The 16,849-nt window shown below is 66.1% G+C and carries 16 protein-coding genes; 7 read left to right on the top strand and 9 right to left on the bottom strand.

The window, feature by feature from the left end; all coding sequences use genetic code 11:
* Position 1 precedes the first annotated feature (1 nt).
* Positions 2–1,276, bottom strand: a complete 1,275-nt coding sequence (locus tag ASD43_RS01735) for an ABC transporter substrate-binding protein (protein WP_082539180.1) — start codon at positions 1,274–1,276, stop codon at positions 2–4.
* 146 nt (positions 1,277–1,422) lie between these two features.
* Here ASD43_RS01735 and ASD43_RS01740 point away from each other — a divergent pair, with 146 nt between their 5' ends.
* The 3 genes from ASD43_RS01740 to ASD43_RS01750 are packed head-to-tail and all read left to right on the top strand — an operon-like array spanning position 1,423 to position 4,179.
* Positions 1,423–2,439: a LacI family DNA-binding transcriptional regulator gene (locus tag ASD43_RS01740; RefSeq protein ID WP_056412748.1), complete on the top strand. Its 1,017-nt coding sequence runs from the start codon at positions 1,423–1,425 to the stop codon at positions 2,437–2,439.
* Positions 2,436–3,317 carry an MBL fold metallo-hydrolase gene (locus tag ASD43_RS01745; protein WP_056412751.1) on the top strand — a complete coding sequence of 294 codons (882 nt, stop codon included), beginning with the start codon at positions 2,436–2,438 and terminating at the stop codon, positions 3,315–3,317. Before ASD43_RS01740 ends, ASD43_RS01745 begins: the two co-directional genes overlap by 4 nt.
* Positions 3,307–4,179 (top strand): SMP-30/gluconolactonase/LRE family protein, encoded by an 873-nt coding sequence (locus ASD43_RS01750; RefSeq protein ID WP_056412756.1) that lies wholly within the window; start codon positions 3,307–3,309, stop codon positions 4,177–4,179. The genes ASD43_RS01745 and ASD43_RS01750 overlap by 11 nt, the downstream gene beginning before the upstream one ends.
* 21 nt (positions 4,180–4,200) lie before the next feature.
* Here the strand turns inward: ASD43_RS01750 and ASD43_RS01755 are convergent, their stop codons facing one another.
* Positions 4,201–5,004: an alpha/beta fold hydrolase gene (locus tag ASD43_RS01755; RefSeq protein WP_056412759.1), complete on the bottom strand. Its 804-nt coding sequence runs from the start codon at positions 5,002–5,004 to the stop codon at positions 4,201–4,203.
* 276 nt (positions 5,005–5,280) lie between these two features.
* Between ASD43_RS01755 and ASD43_RS01760 the strand changes: the two genes are divergently transcribed.
* The 3 genes from ASD43_RS01760 to ASD43_RS01770 are packed head-to-tail and all read left to right on the top strand — an operon-like array spanning position 5,281 to position 8,731.
* The gene (locus ASD43_RS01760) at positions 5,281–6,621 is read left to right on the top strand and encodes a cation:dicarboxylate symporter family transporter (protein WP_056412761.1); all 1,341 of its coding nucleotides are present in this window, start codon (positions 5,281–5,283) and stop codon (positions 6,619–6,621) included.
* Positions 6,618–7,511 (top strand): LysR family transcriptional regulator, encoded by an 894-nt coding sequence (locus ASD43_RS01765; protein ID WP_056412765.1) that lies wholly within the window; start codon positions 6,618–6,620, stop codon positions 7,509–7,511. Before ASD43_RS01760 ends, ASD43_RS01765 begins: the two co-directional genes overlap by 4 nt.
* Entirely contained in the window at positions 7,508–8,731 is a 1,224-nt protein-coding gene (locus tag ASD43_RS01770; protein ID WP_056412768.1) for an alkaline phosphatase family protein, read from the top strand. Before ASD43_RS01765 ends, ASD43_RS01770 begins: the two co-directional genes overlap by 4 nt.
* Before the next feature lie 164 nt (positions 8,732–8,895).
* Here ASD43_RS01770 and ASD43_RS01775 read toward each other — a convergent pair whose 3' ends face one another.
* From ASD43_RS01775 to ASD43_RS01800, 6 genes are all read right to left on the bottom strand, one after another.
* Positions 8,896–9,894, bottom strand: a complete 999-nt coding sequence (locus ASD43_RS01775) for a nucleoside hydrolase (protein WP_235563998.1) — start codon at positions 9,892–9,894, stop codon at positions 8,896–8,898.
* Positions 9,845–10,669, bottom strand: coding sequence for a ribokinase (locus ASD43_RS01780; RefSeq protein ID WP_327043705.1), 825 nt, complete (start codon positions 10,667–10,669; stop codon positions 9,845–9,847). Before ASD43_RS01780 ends, ASD43_RS01775 begins: the two co-directional genes overlap by 50 nt.
* 8 nt (positions 10,670–10,677) lie before the next feature.
* Positions 10,678–11,583: a nucleoside hydrolase gene (locus ASD43_RS01785; protein WP_056412776.1), complete on the bottom strand. Its 906-nt coding sequence runs from the start codon at positions 11,581–11,583 to the stop codon at positions 10,678–10,680.
* A gap of 28 nt (positions 11,584–11,611) precedes the next feature.
* Entirely contained in the window at positions 11,612–12,475 is an 864-nt protein-coding gene (locus ASD43_RS01790; RefSeq protein ID WP_056412779.1) for a carbohydrate ABC transporter permease, read from the bottom strand.
* A complete protein-coding gene (locus ASD43_RS01795; RefSeq protein ID WP_200946548.1) occupies positions 12,472–13,323 on the bottom strand; it encodes a carbohydrate ABC transporter permease in 852 nt (283 codons plus the stop codon). Before ASD43_RS01795 ends, ASD43_RS01790 begins: the two co-directional genes overlap by 4 nt.
* An 80-nt stretch (positions 13,324–13,403) precedes the next feature.
* Entirely contained in the window at positions 13,404–14,696 is a 1,293-nt protein-coding gene (locus ASD43_RS01800; protein WP_056412785.1) for a sugar ABC transporter substrate-binding protein, read from the bottom strand.
* A 156-nt stretch (positions 14,697–14,852) separates the two neighbouring features.
* Between ASD43_RS01800 and ASD43_RS01805 the strand changes: the two genes are divergently transcribed.
* Positions 14,853–15,881: a LacI family DNA-binding transcriptional regulator gene (locus ASD43_RS01805; RefSeq protein ID WP_056412787.1), complete on the top strand. Its 1,029-nt coding sequence runs from the start codon at positions 14,853–14,855 to the stop codon at positions 15,879–15,881.
* 27 nt (positions 15,882–15,908) lie between these two features.
* Here ASD43_RS01805 and ASD43_RS01810 read toward each other — a convergent pair whose 3' ends face one another.
* Entirely contained in the window at positions 15,909–16,769 is an 861-nt protein-coding gene (locus tag ASD43_RS01810) for an alpha/beta fold hydrolase (RefSeq protein WP_056412791.1), read from the bottom strand.
* Between the last annotated feature and the right edge of the window lie 80 nt (positions 16,770–16,849).

Genomic DNA, 16,849 nt, shown 5'->3' on the forward strand with positions numbered 1-16,849 from the left:
GTCAGTTCGCTCCATCCAACAGTGTCTGCACGGCCTTCTGTCCCTGGGCGAGAGCATCGGGGTCGTCGTTGAAGACGACGCCGCGCATCGCGGTCAACCACGGTCCGTTCGGGGAGTTGATCGCCTCGCCGTAGGGGAGCGTCGACGGCGTGTAGCCGTTCTCCATGCCTTCGGTGATCTCCGTAAGACGAGGATCGGCCGCGGTGTATTCGTTGTCGGAGAGGTCGACGCGGACCGGGAGGTTGCCGTCCTTCGCGACGATGTCGACCTGCGCTTCGTCCTCGAGCGTCCATTCGATGAAGTCCCAGGCGGCATCCGCGTTCTTCGTCGTGCTGGAGATTCCGATGACGTCACCTCCGACGAATGTGCCGGTGGCCGAGCCGTCCGCGGTCGCCAGCGGCATGTAACCCCATTCGAAGTCGACGGTCTCGTTCACGGTCGGGATCGAGTACGAGCCGTTCGGCCACATGGCGACCTTGCCCTGCAGGAAGGGTTCCTGCTGGGTGGTGGTGTCTCCCGTCGTCGCACCGGAGGGGACGAGCCCGTCAGCGAAGAGCCTCTGGTACAGACCGAACCACTCCGTCAGAGCGTCGCTGTCGATGTCGGCGGTCTTCCCGTCCGTGCTGATGGGGAGTTCCTCCGCGGCGCGAGCCACGCCGAACGAGGTGTAGGCGTTGCACCCTGCGCAGTTGCCGGGGAAGTAGAAGCCGTAGGTGTCGCCACCGAGAGCGGTGACGGCCTTCGCCGCCTCGTAGATCTCGTCGTAGGTCGTGGGCGGGCTCTCGGGATCGAGACCCGCGGCGGCGAAGAGATCCTTGTTGTAGAAGATGAAGCTGGAGTCGACCTTGTGCGGCACCGCATAGGTCTTTCCGTCGAAGGTCGATGCTTCCACGTGCGCCGAGACGAGGTCGTCCGCGAAGGGCAGCGAGGCGATCCGGTCGGTGATGTCCATGTAGACGGACTGCTTCGCATAGTTCGGCGCGTAGACGACGTCGGAGGCGAGGATGTCGGGGAGCGACCCGGCACCGGCTGCGGCACCGACCTTCTGCTGGAAGCTGTCTGACGCGACGATGGTGAGCGCGATCTGCGTGTCATGAGTCTCGTTGTACGCATCGACCAGCGCCTGCGTGTAGTCCTGGGTGGAAGACCGCGCCCACATCGTGAGTTCGTCGACATCCTCCGACCCCGACGTCGATGCGCCGCCGCATGCGGTCAGGATCAGGGCGGCAGTCATCAGACCGGCACCGCCGACGATAACCCTTCGTACTGCAGTCATTTTTACTCCTCATTGAGATGGACCGGCTGTGATGTCAGTTTCGGGCCACGCTGACCTGAGCACCAAGCTTTTTCCTCTACTTTCCCAAAAATGAGGATTGACTCTTTTGTGAATAGAGAGAAAACTCTTGCGCAAGGAGGGCAACGATGCCGGATCTTTCTCATCCCACCATCTCGGATGTCGCCCGCGAAGCAGGCGTGTCCATCAGCACCGTGTCCAAGGCGCTGGGCGGAAGCGGCCGGATGCGCGAGGACACTCGAGCGCGGATCGTCGACGTGGCGCAACGCCTCGGCTACTCGGCTCGACCACGCCGCCGGGAGCCCCGCGCCACACGGTCGTACACGATCGGCCTCCTGACGACGGACAGCTTCACGCGCTTCGCCATCCCGATGATGCTCGGCGTCGAAGATGCGCTGAGCGCGGGACGCATATCCGTGCTGCTCGCCGACGGGCGCGGAGATCCGATCCGCGAGAACCATCACCTGCAGACCTTTCTCGCCCGCCGTGTCGACGCGATCATCGTCACCGGTCGACGCGCGGAGGCACGGGCACCCATCGGAATCCCCACGCGTGTGCCGGTCTGCTACGTGCTGTCCCCCTCACAGCGGCCGGAGGATCTCTCCATCGTCATCGACGACGAGCAGGGCGCACGCCTCGCCGTGACACACCTGCTGTCACTCGGTCGCCGGCGGATCGCCTACGTCTCGGGCCCACAGAAGCACCTCTCGGCGCGGCTGCGTCACGCGGGGATGACGGCGCAGCTCACGGAGGCGGGCATCGAACACACCGAGGGCGCCGTCATGTGGGGCGAATGGAGCGAGGCGTGGGGACGCCAGGCCGCGAGCATCCTCGCGCGGTCCGACACCCCCTTCGACGCGGTGTTCTGCGGCAGCGATCAGATCGCGCGCGGCGTCGTGGAGCAGCTTCAACAGGAATCGATCAGGGTGCCGGAGGACGTGTCGGTGGTCGGCTTCGACAACTGGGACGTCATGGCACTCGCCTCGCGCCCGATGCTCACGACGATAGATCCGCGGCTCGACGAGCTCGGTCGGGTCGCCGCGCAGGCGGTGCTCAGCATCCTCGAGGGCAACGACCTCCGGGGCGAGATCGCGCACGACTGCGAGATCGTCGTCCGCGAATCGACGTCGGTGCTGCCCTCATGACGGTGTCGGGCTGGCCCGCTCCCCTCGTGCGGCCGGAGAACCTCGTGCAGTTGACCGAGCACGTGCATGTCATCCCCGACGAGAGCGTGCCGGGGGTTCCGAACGTCGGGGTCGTCGTCGGCGACAGGGCCGTCCTCGTCATCGACACCGGAATCGGAGAACGCAACGGATGCCGCGTGCTCGACGCCGTGATGTCGGTCGCGCCCGGCCGTCCTCAACGACTCATGACCACGCATGTCCATCCGGAGCACGACCTCGGAGCAGGTGCCTTCCCCACCGAGACGGTGATGATCCGGACGCGCAGCCAGGTCGCGGAGATCGCGGAGGAGGGCCTGCGCATCGCGGCCGACTTCCGTCGGCGATCGAGCGACTACGCCGACCTGCTCGAGGGTGCCGCCTTCCGCGACGCCGACATCGTGTTCGACGATGCTCTGGAGCTGGACCTCGGAGGAGTTCGCGTCCTGCTGAGGTCGATGGGTGCGAACCACACGCCGGGTGACACCGTCGCCCACGTCGTCGAAGACGCGGTGCTGTTCTCCGGCGACATCGCCATGAAGCCGCCGCCGGCCTTCGCGAGCTCCCGGTCGAGCATGCGCCATTGGGTGCGGAGCCTCGACGTGCTCGGGGAGATGTCCGCCAGGATCATCGTGCCCAGCCACGGCCCCGTCGGGGGCGGCGAACTGATCGAAGGGTACCGTCTCTACTTCCGCGACGTGCATCGGCGCACCTCCGCTGCGCTCGCGGCCGGCCGCACGGTCGAGGACACCGTGGCAGAGATCACCGATGCCCTTCTCCCCCACTACCCCGACGCCGGTCGCATCGCCGGCGCCGTGCGAGTCGCCTACACCGAGATCCAGGAGAACACCGATGACGACTGACACCGATCTGATCCGCCCCGGCGCGGCCATCGAGCTCCTGGGCTCGGGGGCGACCTGGAGCGAGGGACCGCTCTGGATCCCCGACGAGCGCGTGGTGCGGTGGAGCGACATCCCCGGGAACCGCATTCTGCGCTGGCATGCCTCGACGGGATCGGTCGAGGTGCACCGCGATGAGGTGGAGTTCACCAACGGGCGCGCACTCGACCGTGACGGCAGTGTCGTGCAGTGCTCGCACGGGCGACGACGCCTGGAGCGGGAGGCTCCGGACGGAACGGTCACCGAGATCGTCGCCCGGTGGGGGGAACACCGCCTCAACTCCCCCAATGACGTCGCCGTCGCGCCCGACGGCTCGTACTGGTTCACGGATCCCGACTACGGGATCGTGCAACCGCACGAGGGGCATCCCGGCGTCCGCGAGTACGGCGACTGCCGTGTCTTCCGCTGGTCGGCGCAGGACGGTCTCACGGCAGTGATCGATGACATCGATCGCCCGAACGGCATCGCGTTCTCGCCCGACGGACGCACGGTGTACGTCACCGACACCGCCGCAGGTCTCGGTGACGGGCCAGGGCACTGGATCCGCGCCTACGACGTCGACGGAGCACGAGCGAGCGGGGGTCGGCACTTCGCCTCGATCGAGGTCGGTCTGCCCGACGGGATCGCCGTCGATGTGGAGGGTCGGGTGTGGTCCTCTGCCGGCGACGGTGTGCATGTGTTCGACAGAGAAGGCACGGAGCTCCTCTTCATCGCCGTGCCGGAGGTCGTCGCCAACCTCTGCTTCGGCGGCGACGACGGCACAGACCTGTTCATCGCAGCCACGAGCAGTCTCTACCGCATCCGCACCTCGACCAGAGCAGCGTGAGCCCGTCCGCTCGACGTCGGGTCAGCGGGCGAGGAGAGAGCGTATCGCGTCGACGAATGCCGACGGCGCTTCGAGCGGCACGAAGTGCCCGCTCCCGTCGACGGGTCGGAGGGCGATGTCGGTGAAGTGGTCGCTCAACCGGTCTGCCCACTCGATCGGGAACAGCGGGTCATCCGTCGGCCAGAGCATGAGCGTGGGTGTCTCGATCGTCGGAGGATCGCCTGCATACCCACGGTTCGCGAGGTACCACTGAATGCTCGCAGCGAACGCTCCCGGTCGCGAGTAGGCCTCGATGAGGTGCTCGCGGTGCGGGTGGGCCGTCGGCGCAGCGGGGCCGCTCCAGGCACTCCAGAGATGGTCGAGATACCGAGCCACCGCGTCGGGGTTGCCGTCGATCAGCTCGACGGCGATCGGCTCGCGATGGAAGTGCTGGTACCAGAACACCGGCGCGAGGGCCGGCGCCGCAGCTCGGTCTCCGATACCCGGATACCCCGGAGTGAGCACGGCACCGTCGAAACGCGACGGGTCGAGGCGGAGGGCCGCCTGAGCGATGCGGCTGCCGATGTCGTATCCGGCGATGACGGTGCGACCACCCGCACCGTCGCTCTCGAGCGCCTCGAGCGCCTCGAGAAGACGACGCGCGTGCGCGTCGGCCGTGGCCTCCGCCAGCGGAAGGTCGCCGTCGAATGCCGCTCCGAATCCGCGGAGATCGGGCACGATGACCGTCGCGGGCTGAAGCGCACCTCTCACCGCGTCATGGTCCGACGCAAGCCCCGGCCACCCGTGTACGAGGATCACCCGATCTTCGCCTCTCGCACCGTCCATCCGCGCTCCCTCCCCCCATGCCCCCGCCGAGGCAGTCTATCCACGAGCCTCGTCGACGACGTCGGACAGGCGAGACGCCCGCGGAATCGCCGCTGGCGACCATGCGGATCATCGCCTCAGCCGATGGGAGACAGCAGCGGTTCGCAGCACGTTCACCTTTCGTTGATCGACGAGCTGTCCCGCGTACTCCTCCATGCCTCGGCGTCCGCAGATCCTGGGTACCGCCCGAACGTCTCGGGTCGAATCCTTCTGGGGGTAGCCGTGTCTCGTGAATCCGTGTCGCCGAAGCGGTCCCGATGGTTCCAGCATCTGTATGTCTGGGTGGTCGCCGGGATGCTCGCCGGCATCGTCGTCGGATTTCTCGCCCCGGAGTTCGGGGCGTCTCTCGAGCCGATCGGAGAAGCGTTCATCGCGCTGATCACGATGCTGCTCGGCCCGATCATCTTCTGCATGGTCGTCGCAGGCATCGCCGCCGTCAGTGATCTGCGAAAGCTCGGCGCGGTGGCGATGCGCTCCCTGATCTACTTCGAGGTGGTCACGACGATCGCCATGATTTTCGGGCTCGTCGCTGTCAACGTCGTGCGTCCCGGTGCGGACCTACGGGTGGACCCTGCGTCCCTCGAGGTGTCGGCGGACGCCGCGGAGCGGATCGACGCAGCGCAGGGAATGCGGTGGTCGGACTACTTCACCCCGCTTATCCCGTCGAACATCGTCGAGAGTTTCGCGACCGGCTCGATTCTGCAGATCCTCGTCTTCTCCGTGCTGTTCGGTATCGCGCTCACCGTCGTCGGAGAGCCGGCGAGGGTCGTCGCGCGGGGTGTCGAGCGACTCAGCACCGTGCTGTTCACGATCGTGCGCTTCGTCACCTATCTCGCACCGATCGGCGTGTTCGGAGCGATGGCGTACACGGTCGGCGCCCACGGTGCGGCGGTGATCACCGGACTGCTCAAGCTCATCGGCACGTTCTACGCGACCTCCGCACTCTTCATCGTGATCGTCCTGGGCGGCGCCCTTCTCCTCACCCGCCTGAACCCGCTGCACACCCTGCGCTACTTCCGCGAGGAGGTGCTCCTCGCACTCGGCGCCTCCTCATCGGAGGTCGCCCTGCCGGGAATCATCCGCAAGCTCGAGCGCGTCGGCGTCGACAAGGGCACAGCGGGCGTCAGCGTCAGTGCCGGCTACTCCTTCAACCTCGACGGCACCTCGATCTACCTGTCGCTCACGACGGTGTTCATCGCCCAGGCACTGGGCATCGACCTCGATCTGGGACAGCAGCTGCTCCTGCTGGCCATCATGCTGCTCTCGTCGAAAGGCACGGGAGGTGTGACCGGCGGCGGCTTCGTGATGCTGAACGCGACGGTGGCATCGACCGGTCTCATCCCCGTCGCCGGGACCATGCTCGTGCTCGGCATCGACCGCTTCATGTCGGAATGCCGCGCCGTGGTCAACTCGCTGGGCAATGCCGTCGCCGGTCTGGTGATCGCTCGCTGGCAGGGAGAGATCTCCGCATCCGCGGCCAACGCGATCATGAGCGGCCGGGAGATGCCGGTCTCGGACGATCAGCTCGACGATCCCGCCGCGCGCGGACCGGTTCTGGTCGAGAGGATCTCGCAGTGACCCTGAACCTGCAGCGCCTGCAGACCTTCATCCGCGTCGTCGATCTCGGTGGTGTCACGGCCGCCGCACGCGCGCTGGGAATAGCGCAGTCATCCGTCTCCGCGGCGGTCAGCCAACTCGAGACAGACGTCGCGGCGCGTCTCATCGAACGCGATGCACGACGGTTCCAGGTCACCGATGCAGGACGCACGCTCGTCGATCACGGCCGAGCCCTGCTGGCGAGCGCGGACGAGGTGCTCGACGGTGTCGCCAGGGCCCGCGACGCGCCCGTCGGCGGCATGTTGCGTGCCGGAGCGACCACCACAGCCACCGAACATGCCCTCCCCCGCGCGCTGGCGGGCTTCCTCACGAGCTACCCGGATGTCGATGTCGATGTCGTCGTCGCCCGCACCGAGCACATCGTCGCTCAGGTCATCGACGGTGCTCTGCCGTTCGCCCTCATCGCAGGTGTCAGCGATGATCCGCGCCTCGTCTGCGAGCCGATCGCGATGGAGCAGCAGGCGGTCATCATCGCGCCGGACCATCTCCTGGCCGGCCAGAGGGTCGACCCGGCGACACTGCACGGCACTCGTCTCCTGCTCCGCGAACGCGGATCCGGCACCCGTGAGCACCAGCTTCGACTCGCCGAGCAGTGGCAGATCCCTGCCGCGCAGCACAGCACGCTCACGGGCACCTCCGCGATCCTCGCGGCCGTGTCGCACGGGCTCGGGATCACCTGCCTCTCCCGATCCGTCGTCGAGATCCACCTGCGGGCCGGCGCCGTCGCCGAGATAGAGCTCCCGACCCCGGTTCCGGCGCGCCCCATCTCTCTGATCCGCCGTCCGAACCGCACACCGCACCTGATCGAGGAGCTCTTCCTCGCTCACCTGAAGAAAGGCAGCTCCGTATGAGCACCGTCACCGTCAACGACCGCACCTACACGATCCCAGAGCGCACGACCGTCGTCTTCACCGTCGACGGCGGAGACCCGCGCTACTTCGATGACGCCCTCAGGCGGGACATCATGCCTCGCCTGGCCGCGATGCTCGCGTACGGGGGCTCGTACGCCCTCGGCGCCTCCGAGATGCCCAGCCTCACCAACCCCAACAACATCTCGATCGTCACGGGCGTCTCTCCGGCGATCCACGGCATCCCCGGCAACTACTGCCGACTCCCCGACGGCACGCTCGAACTGCTCAACGACCCTCGATTCCTGCGATCCCCGAGCATCCACGCGGCGTTCGAGGCGGCCGGCGTGCCCACGCTGATGGTGACGACCAAAGACAAGTTGCGCCTGCTGCTCGGCAACGGAGGCGTCCCCTCGGTCAGCGTGGAACGCGCTGCCGGCGCCAGCCTCGCCGCCTACGGCATCGAGGACGTAGAGGAGCTCGTCGGCGAGGCCGCACCCGGCGTCTACGAACCGCGCGCAAGCCACTACGCGATGCGCATCGGCCTCGCAGCTCTGCAGCGCGCCCCGCAGCTGAAGCTGATCTACGTCTCCCTCACCGACCGCGTTCAGCACGCGTCCGCGCCGGGTGAGGAGCTCGCGGACGACTTCTTCATCGAGTTCGACCGGCTCCTCGGCGACTACCTCGATGCGGGATGCCTCGTTGCGATCACCGCCGATCATGGCATGAACAGCAAGCACGATGACAACGGAGAGGCGCGGGTCATCTACCTGGAAGACGCGCTTCGCGACGCGGGCATTCGCATAAATGAGATCGTGCTCCCGATCACCGACCCGTACACCAAGCACCATGGAGCGCTCGGTTCCTTCGCCTGGATCTACCTCGACGACGCCGATCGCGAACGCGCCCGCCAGGCCCTCGCCGCGATCCCTGGCATCGAGGAGGTCTGGGACCGCGAAGCCTCAGCGACGATCTACGAACATCCTCTCGATCGCATCGGCGACCTCGCCGTCACTGCCGCGGCGGACACCGCACTCGGCCGCACCGCGTCCGCCCACGATCTCACACAGCTCCACAGTGCCCTGCGCTCGCACGGCGGCCGCTATGAACAGCTCGTCCCTCTGATCATCAGCGAACCCGTGACGGGACCGCTCGCCGAACGCTATGCCGCGAACGTGCTGCGCAGCCGCGACATCCACGATCTCGTCCTCAACAACACCTGATCGGACAGACGAGTTCGCGAGGTCCGGTCTGAAACGAGGGCGCGTCATCTTCCTGCGCCTGCAGGCAGTGACGGGTTGTGCTGAGCGACGGGCGGGTGAAGCGACCCTCTTCGACGTCATCGATCCCGATCACCGCGAGCTGCAGCCGCCTGAGCCTGACGCGGTCACTCCTCCGGCCAGGAGTGGGCGCTCAGCGTTGACAACAGACACTCCGCGCCTTCTCGATCCACCTTCAACACGATCTCTCGTTCGTCAGAGGGGGGCGCAGACTGGAGCACTGTTCGGCCGCGGTCTGCGCCGGTGAGCAGCGTTTCGACACCGCTGTTCACCGACTCGGTGACGCAGAGCGCACCCGAGAGGATCATCGCGGCCAGCGGGTCGTGCAACGCACACTGGCGAGTTCCGTACACGCCGGCATAGAAGTCCAGGTACGTCTCGAGCATCTGAGCGAGCGTCGCGGGGATGGCTCCCCGCATCGACGCCAGCTCAGTGACATGCTCTGCAGTCAGTGCGTGCCCCATCGTCACGTCGAGCGGTACGATCGTGACCGGCCAGCCGGCTGAGAACACCAGCGCAGCGGCTTCCGGGTCGTTCGAGATGTTCGCCTCCGCGACGGGGCTGACGTTGCCGGGGTGCTCGAAAGCACCCCCCATCACCACTACCCGGCTGATCGCGTCTACGACGTGCGGACGCGACTCGACGACGTCGGCGAGATTGGTCAGCGGCCCGAGGGCCAGCACGGACAGACCCGGGTGCTCGCCGACGAGGTGCTCCAAGAGCGCCACCGCGGATCCGCTTTCCAGATCTCCCGGTGGAAGACGACGGTCGATGTCGCCCATGCCGTCGCGACCGTGCACGTGGGGCGCACCTCCTTGGAACTGCCCGACGCGCGGATGCATGTGCCCGAGTGCGACGGGGATGTCCGGGCGACCCGCGTCCGCCAAGAGATGGAGCGTATTGACGGCAGCCCCCGCGGCTGACACGTTTCCTGAGACCGTGCCGATGCCGACGATCTCCACTCGTGGGTCGGCGATGAGATACGCGATCGCAAGAGCGTCGTCGATGCCCGTGTCACAGTCGATGAAGACGGGCCGAGCAAGTGGTTCAGTCGCCTCACACGGCATAAGAATCCAGCGCCTGGAGTTCCGGCTGCGACCGGTCATCGGCGACGGCAGCAGCTCCGACTGCACAAGCGCGCTGCAGCGCGGAGGAGTATGAGTCACCGCGGGCGATGCCGATCACGAGCGCTGCGGCAAAGGCATCGCCCGCTCCCACAGAATTCCGTACCTCCACGGCGTGCCCCGCTGCGCGCGCGATCTCCGTTCCATGCTCGAACAGCACAGCGCCTTCCGCGCCCAGGGTGACGGCGAGAAGCGGCGCATCATGCAGTTCCGGCAGCTGTGCGAACTCGGTCTCGTTGACGATGAAGAGATCCGTCCTCCGAAGAATGATCGGCGGGATCGCACGCACGGGTGACGCGTTCAGCGCGAACAATCCTGTCGCCTGCATCGCCGCCGCTACGACGACATCATCGCTGACCTCCAGCTGAGCGAGAACGGACTCCCCCGGAGGCACACGGAGCTCGCCGGCGTCGATACTCGCGTTGGCGCCGGGACACACCACGATGGAGTTCTCACCTTTCGCGTCGACGACGATCAGCGCCGTGCCAGTAGCCGCGGTGACGCTCTGCACGGAGGTGATGTCGACCCCTGCCCGCTTGAGCTCAGATCGCATCTCTTGACCGTCGGGGTCGTCTCCCACGGCGCCCAGAAGGCGGACAGAAGCGCCGAGACGCGCGGCTGCGACCGCCTGATTGGCTCCCTTGCCGCCCGCTTCTCGGGTGAGACGACCGTCTCCGACCGTCTCACCCCGTTCGGGCGCCCTGTCCACCCGCGCGGTGAGATCGACATTGATCGCTCCGATGACGGCAAGCTTCACTTGCCCGCTCATACGCGGTCTCCCGTTTGCGACCGACTCGACGCTGCGGCGATGCCCGACACGACCGCATCGGCGACTGCAGCCGCATCGAGTGCGGTCACGATTCGGGTATGGCCCTCCCCAGCGTGGAACCTGCTGATGCCTTCATCGCCATCGCCTCGGAGGATCTCCACCCGACCCTCCGGCGAGAACTCGAAGAGTTCCGGGTGCGTCATGGTCAGCACTGTCACGGGATCATGAGGGACGTTCCATTCCGTGCCCCAGAACTCCCACCACTGGGTGATCTCGGCCTCGATGGTCCGCCCCAGCGGCCCGGACGCACTCATCCGGGCGAGCGCATCTCGGCCTATCTCGATGAGGCGAGTGACCTCCAGTCCCGCGATCGTCATGGGGATGCCGGAGTCGAAGACGATCGATGCCGCTGCGGCATCGCTGCGGAAGTTGTGCTCCGGCTCATCATCGGAGAAGGAACCGCCCATCACCCACAGATGTCGCACGGACGAGACGAACCGCGAGTCCCTCTCGATCGCCGCAGCAATATTGGTCAACGGACCGATGGCCATGACATCAACGGTTTTCGGGACAGCGCAGACCGCGTCGATGAGCTGGCCGACCGCGTCGGTCCCGTCGAGCCGGTGGCGATCGAGGTCGTTGTAGAGCTTCGCCTCGTGTCCCGCCCACCAGACCTCGCGACCCGAGAGCGTTGCGGTCTCGCCCGCATGCACCGGCAGATCGACGCCCGCGATCTCGGCGATGCGCTTGGTCATCCGACCGCGCAGCGTCGTGTCGCCGTAGACCGTGGTGACGCCGATCAGGTCGATACTCGGTGAGCCGAGGATCAGCGCCAGGGCCATCAGGTCATCGACATCCGTTCCGATGTCGGTGTCGAGGATGACGCGGTGGGCTGCAGACATCTGGTGTGTGCCTTTCATGGATCGGGGGCTACTTCAGCCCGGTCGTGCTGACCGACTGGATGAAGTACCGCTGGAAACCGAGGATGATCGCCAGCGGGATGAGGACGAGGACCATCGATGCGGCGAACAGAACGCCGTAGTCGACTTGGAATTGTCCTTGCATGTTCGAGAGGGCGACCGGGCCGAGGATGTGGCCCTCGTCGGTGCCCATCAGGAGCGGCCACACGTAGGCCTGCCACTGGAACAGGAAGAGCATCAGGCCCGCGCCGATGAGTGCGGGGCGCGACAGCGGCAGATAGATGCGGGTGAAGATGCCCCACCAGCCGAGGCCGTCCAGACGTCCCGCCTCGACGAGCTCCTCCGGTATCGCGAGGAAGAACGTCCGCAAGAGGAAGATCGCCATCCCGTTGCCGATACCCGGGAGGATGAGGCCGAGGAAGGTGTTCTGCAGCTGCCAGTCCCGGAACATCGCGGCGAGGGGTATCGCGATCGCGTCGAAGGGGATGAGGAAGGAAAGGATGACGACCGAGAAGAGCGCCGCCTGTCCCCGGAACCGGAACGCCGAGAGGCCGAAGGCCGCGGTGGCGCACACGATGAGACCGACGATGACGGTCACGACACTCACGAACAGCGAGTTGAGGATCGCCCGGCCGAGATCGCTGTCGAGCAGCGCGGCGTAGTTGTCCAGCGTGGGGGTGGTGGTGAAGAACGTCTGCCACTGCAGCGGATTCAGATAACTGAAGGTCTCCGAGCCGGGGCGGAGAGAATTGACGAACGTCCACCACAGCGGGATGAGGAACGCGATGCCGACGGTAACTGCGAGGAGGGTCGACCAGATGAGCAGGATCGTCTGGCGCGAGAAGCTCCGTCGCGTCGAGGTCATCGTGGTCATGACTGGTCCTCCGTCTTGAGCAGGCGGAACTGCGCGGCGACGATCACGACGGTGATGAGCACGAGGATGACGACCTCGGCCTGCGCTTTGTTGATGTCACCGAAGGTGTACGCCCGCGTGTAGAGATCGTGCATCAGAAGGTTGGTGGAGCCGTTCGGTCCGCCCTTGGTGAGGATCTGCACCGGAGCGAAGACGAGGAAGTTCGACACGGTGTCGGCCACGAGCACGAAGGCGAGCGGTCTGCGCAGCAGCGGGAGCGTGATCGACCAGGTCTGCCGCCACCAGGAGGCTCCGTCGAGGGATGCCGCCTCGTAGTACGAGGCAGGGATGTCGTTGAGGCCTGCGATGAGGAACATCATCCAGTACCCGACGCCGATCCACGACAGCAGGATCATGATCGACAGCAGGGCTTGGTATGGCGAGGTGAGGAATGGCTGCGGGGGTATGCCGATGACCGCGAGGAACCCGTTGGCGAGTCCATCCGGGCGGTAGATGACACTCCAGACGACGGCGGAGACCGCGGGCGGCACGGCGATGGGGAGGATCACCATCGAGCGCCAGAACTTCGAGCCGGCCGCTCGGCGGGTGAAGAGGATGGCGAGGAGGAACGCCGCCGCGATCTGAAGAGGGTTGATGATGACCGCGAAGAGAAGGGTCACGGCCAGGGAGTTCTGGAAGTCGGCGTTGGCGAAGAGTTCGAGGTAGTTCCCGAGCCCGACGAAGGAGGTTCCCCCCAGCAGTGTCGTCCGAGACAAGCTGTCGACGAGCGCGACGCCGGCCGGCGCCAGTCTCAGCAGCAACAATGCGACCAGTGCGGGCAGGAGGAAGAGCAGGGCCACCCCGGCCACGCTCCTTCTCCGACGTCGCCCGCCCGCCCCGTGGGTGCGGGAACTGTCGTCGACAGTTTCCGCACCCCTTGTCATGATGCTCATTGCAGCTGGCTCCAGGCATCCTCGATCTGCGTCTGCGCCTGCTCGAGACGCTCCGCTGCATCGGCACCGTTGCGGATGTCCGCGAAGGCCTTGTTGATGAGCGACTCGAACTGGACGTACCCCACCGATACCGGGCGAGCGACGGCGGTGTTGTCGATCTCGAAGGAGATGAGGTCCCCGACACCGACGCCGTGATCTCCTGCCAGGCCCTCGAGCGTGGGCAGATACTCCGCGGCCGCCTCGGAGTTCGCGGGGATGATCGTCGTCGCCGCTGTGGTGGCGAGACTTCCGGTCGGGTCGAGAGCGGCGAACTCGAGGAACTCCTGCGCAGCAGTCTTGTTCTTCGATGCGGTGTTGATGCCCCACGACCATGAGCCTGTGGGAGTCACCTCTGCTCCGCCTTCGAAATACGGGTGCGGGGCGATGCCCCAGTCGAACGTCGCGTTGGCGGCGAATCCGCCGACGTCCCATGGACCGCCCACGAAGAACGCGACCTTCTGGTCGGTGAAGACGGCACTCGTCTGGAATCCGCCGACGCCGCGAGGCGACAAACCCGATTCGAACGACTCCGCGTACCAGGACAGCGCCTTCTCCCAGCCGTCGTCGGTGACGTCGAGGTCGAGCATCTCCGGTCCTGAGATGCCAGAGCCACCCCCGGCGGATTCGATGAGGGGCTGCAGCTGGTAGTACGCCTCGACCTGTTCCAGCAGAAGGCCGGACTCGGCCCCGGCCTCCTGGGCTGCGCGTGCGGCGTCGACCGTCTGCTCCCAGGTCCACCTCTCCGCCGGATCGGCGGAGGGCCCTTCGATACCCGCTGCGGCCAGAAGATCCTTGTTGTAGAACATCATCTGCGTCGAGTTCCAGATCGACAGCGCGTACATCTTGTCGTCGTAGATGTTGATGTTGTACTGCGCCTCAGACGTCGCCTCCTTCGCGTCGTCTTTCAGGGCGCTCAGGTCCTCCAGGAAGCCCTGCGCCGCCATCTGCGCAAGGTTCGGCTGGTCCACGGCGAACACGTCGATGGTGTCATCCTTGGCCGAAAGCCGCTGCTGGAGTGTGCTCGCGTACTGGTCGAAGGGCACCTGCGCATACTCGACCGTGATATCCGGGTGGCTCTCTTCGAACGCGGCGATCACCGGGGCGAACGTCTTGGGGTCTTCGGGTCCCAGGAACCTGACGACACCCGACGCGTCTTCGGAGTCCTGCGAGCCGGCGTTTGAGCCCGAGCAGCTCGACAGCGCAAGGGCGGCAACGCCCAGCCCGGCGATCAGGGCGATGTGTCGCTTCATCTGCTTTTCTCCTTCGAACATGCATGAATCTATGCGGTTAGACGATGCGGTTAGATGGACTATAGCGGCTGATTGCATCCGAATCAAGAGAGGTCAGCATGCGCGCGATGCTACGCTGACCTCTCGATATCTAACCGCTTAGTGGAGGGGGAACACGTGGTCACTGCGAAGGACGTCGCGGATCGGGCGGGCACCTCGACGGCGGTCGTCAGCTATGTGTTCAACAACGGCCCCCGCAACGTGGCGCCGACCACCCGCGAGAAGGTGCTGCTCGCCGCCACCGAACTCAACTATCACCCCAATGCGCTTGCTCGCGCGCTGAGTTTCGGTCGAACCCTTTCGGTCGGGCTGATCGTGCCCGACATCGCCAACAGGTTCTTCGGCGAGCTCGCCCGCGCGCTCGAGGAGGCAGCGGCCACCCATGGCAACCTTCTCCTGATCGGCGACTCCGGGCTCAACCTCGAACGGGAGCAGTCACACGTGGCGGCCTTCGTCGAGCGGCGGGTCGACTCGGTGGTCATGGTGTCCCTTTCCGATACACCAGATCTCCGCCCGTTCACCGAAGCAGGTATCCCGATCGCTGTCCTGCATCCCGTCGATCCCGGACAACAGACATCGTCGATATCGATCGACTACCGCGCTGCAGCGCAGGCGGCGACCGCACACCTTCTCGAGCACGGGTACCGCTCCATCGCGCTCCTCAACGGTCCACACGAATCGGCAGGCTCCCGTCAGCACCGCGAGGGCTTCTTCCGGGCGGTCCAGGCGCATGAGCAGCCCGTGGAGACGGTCGAGCTCCAGACCGAGATATCACGGGCCCACGCCGCTCAGGTCGCGCTCGACATCCTCGCTCGCCCTTCTCGACCCCGCGCCTTCTACTGCTCGACCGACGAGCAGGCGCACGGCGTCATGTTCGCCTGCCACCGCCTCGGCCTGGCCATCCCCGACGACATCGCCGTGACCGGATTCGACGGCACCGAGCACTCCGCCTACACCTTTCCCCCGCTGACAACCGTGCGCCAGCCGGTGGCCGACATGGCAGAGCGCGTGCTCACACTGCTGGCGAAGCGAACGGAGACCCCGGTGCATGAAACTGCATCGTTCGAACTCGTGGTCCGCGAGTCCTGCGGAAAGCACGACGAGAAGCTGGTCCAGGTCACGATCGCTCAGCGGCCCGACAGTTGATAGATCAAGGCGCCTCCCGCACTGTGGTCACTCGTTCCCGAGCCAGCTCTTGATCGTTGCAGCGACGCGGTCAAGATCAGATTCGAGCAGGAAGTGTCCGCCGTCAATGAGCTCGACGCGAGCGTTGGGGGCGTCGCGGGTGAACGCCCTGGCGCCGGCGGCGTCGAAGATCTCGTCGTTGCGCCCCCAGATCGCAAGAACAGGCACGTGGGAGGTGCGGAGCCAGGCCTGCACCGCGGGGTAGAGGTCTCGGTTGGTGGCGTAGTCGCGGAAGAGTGCCAGCTGCACGTCGTCTTGTCCGGGTCGGGCGAGGAGCGCGAGGTCGTGCTCCCATGCGTCCGGGTCGACGGTGGTCGGGTCCGGGACGCCGTGGGTGTACTGCCATTCGACCGCTTCCCGCCCGAGGGCGGGACGGAGCGCGTCACGCGTCTCGGCGGTCCGTTCGGCTGCGTCGGCCCAGATCGGGTTCCAGAAGCTCGGCACGAAGCCCTCTTCGTACGCGTTGCCATTCTGAGAAATGACCCCGACGACGGCAGCAGGGTCGGCAAGGGCCAGGCGCCAGCCGATAGGGGCGCCGTAATCCTGGACATAGATCGTGTACTGCGTCACCCCGAGGGTGGAGAGGAACCGGGCGGTTACTCGTGCGAGTGCCTCGAAGGTGTACTCGAACTCGCCCACCGAGGGCGCAGAGGAGCGTCCGAACCCGATGTGGTCCGGAGCGATGACGCGGTAGTGGTCGGCCAGTGCCGGGATGAGGTGCCGGAACATGTGGGAGCTGGTCGGGTATCCGTGCAGGAGCAGGAGCACGGGGGCGTCGGCAGGGCCGGCTTCGCGGTAGAAGACGTCGAGCCCGTCGATGGAGACGGTGTGGTGGTGGACAGTGACCATTGCTAACCCCTTTAGATTGTTTTACTGGTTAGCAAGACGCTAACATAGATTCATGACGCCAGGCGTCGCGAGAGAATGGA

It is taken from the genome of Microbacterium sp. Root553, from assembly GCF_001426995.1.
Lineage (GTDB): Bacteria > Actinomycetota > Actinomycetes > Actinomycetales > Microbacteriaceae > Microbacterium.

Coding starts and splice junctions, on each gene's coding strand:
- ASD43_RS01735 (WP_082539180.1), bottom strand. CDS start 1,276: ATGACTGCAGTACGAAGGGTTATCGTCGGCGGTGCCGGTCTGATGACT.
- ASD43_RS01740 (WP_056412748.1), top strand. CDS start 1,423: ATGCCGGATCTTTCTCATCCCACCATCTCGGATGTCGCCCGCGAAGCA.
- ASD43_RS01745 (WP_056412751.1), top strand. CDS start 2,436: ATGACGGTGTCGGGCTGGCCCGCTCCCCTCGTGCGGCCGGAGAACCTC.
- ASD43_RS01750 (WP_056412756.1), top strand. CDS start 3,307: ATGACGACTGACACCGATCTGATCCGCCCCGGCGCGGCCATCGAGCTC.
- ASD43_RS01755 (WP_056412759.1), bottom strand. CDS start 5,004: ATGGACGGTGCGAGAGGCGAAGATCGGGTGATCCTCGTACACGGGTGG.
- ASD43_RS01770 (WP_056412768.1), top strand. CDS start 7,508: ATGAGCACCGTCACCGTCAACGACCGCACCTACACGATCCCAGAGCGC.
- ASD43_RS01775 (WP_235563998.1), bottom strand. CDS start 9,894: ATGACCGGTCGCAGCCGGAACTCCAGGCGCTGGATTCTTATGCCGTGT.
- ASD43_RS01785 (WP_056412776.1), bottom strand. CDS start 11,583: ATGTCTGCAGCCCACCGCGTCATCCTCGACACCGACATCGGAACGGAT.
- ASD43_RS01790 (WP_056412779.1), bottom strand. CDS start 12,475: ATGACCACGATGACCTCGACGCGACGGAGCTTCTCGCGCCAGACGATC.
- ASD43_RS01800 (WP_056412785.1), bottom strand. CDS start 14,696: ATGAAGCGACACATCGCCCTGATCGCCGGGCTGGGCGTTGCCGCCCTT.
- ASD43_RS01810 (WP_056412791.1), bottom strand. CDS start 16,769: ATGGTCACTGTCCACCACCACACCGTCTCCATCGACGGGCTCGACGTC.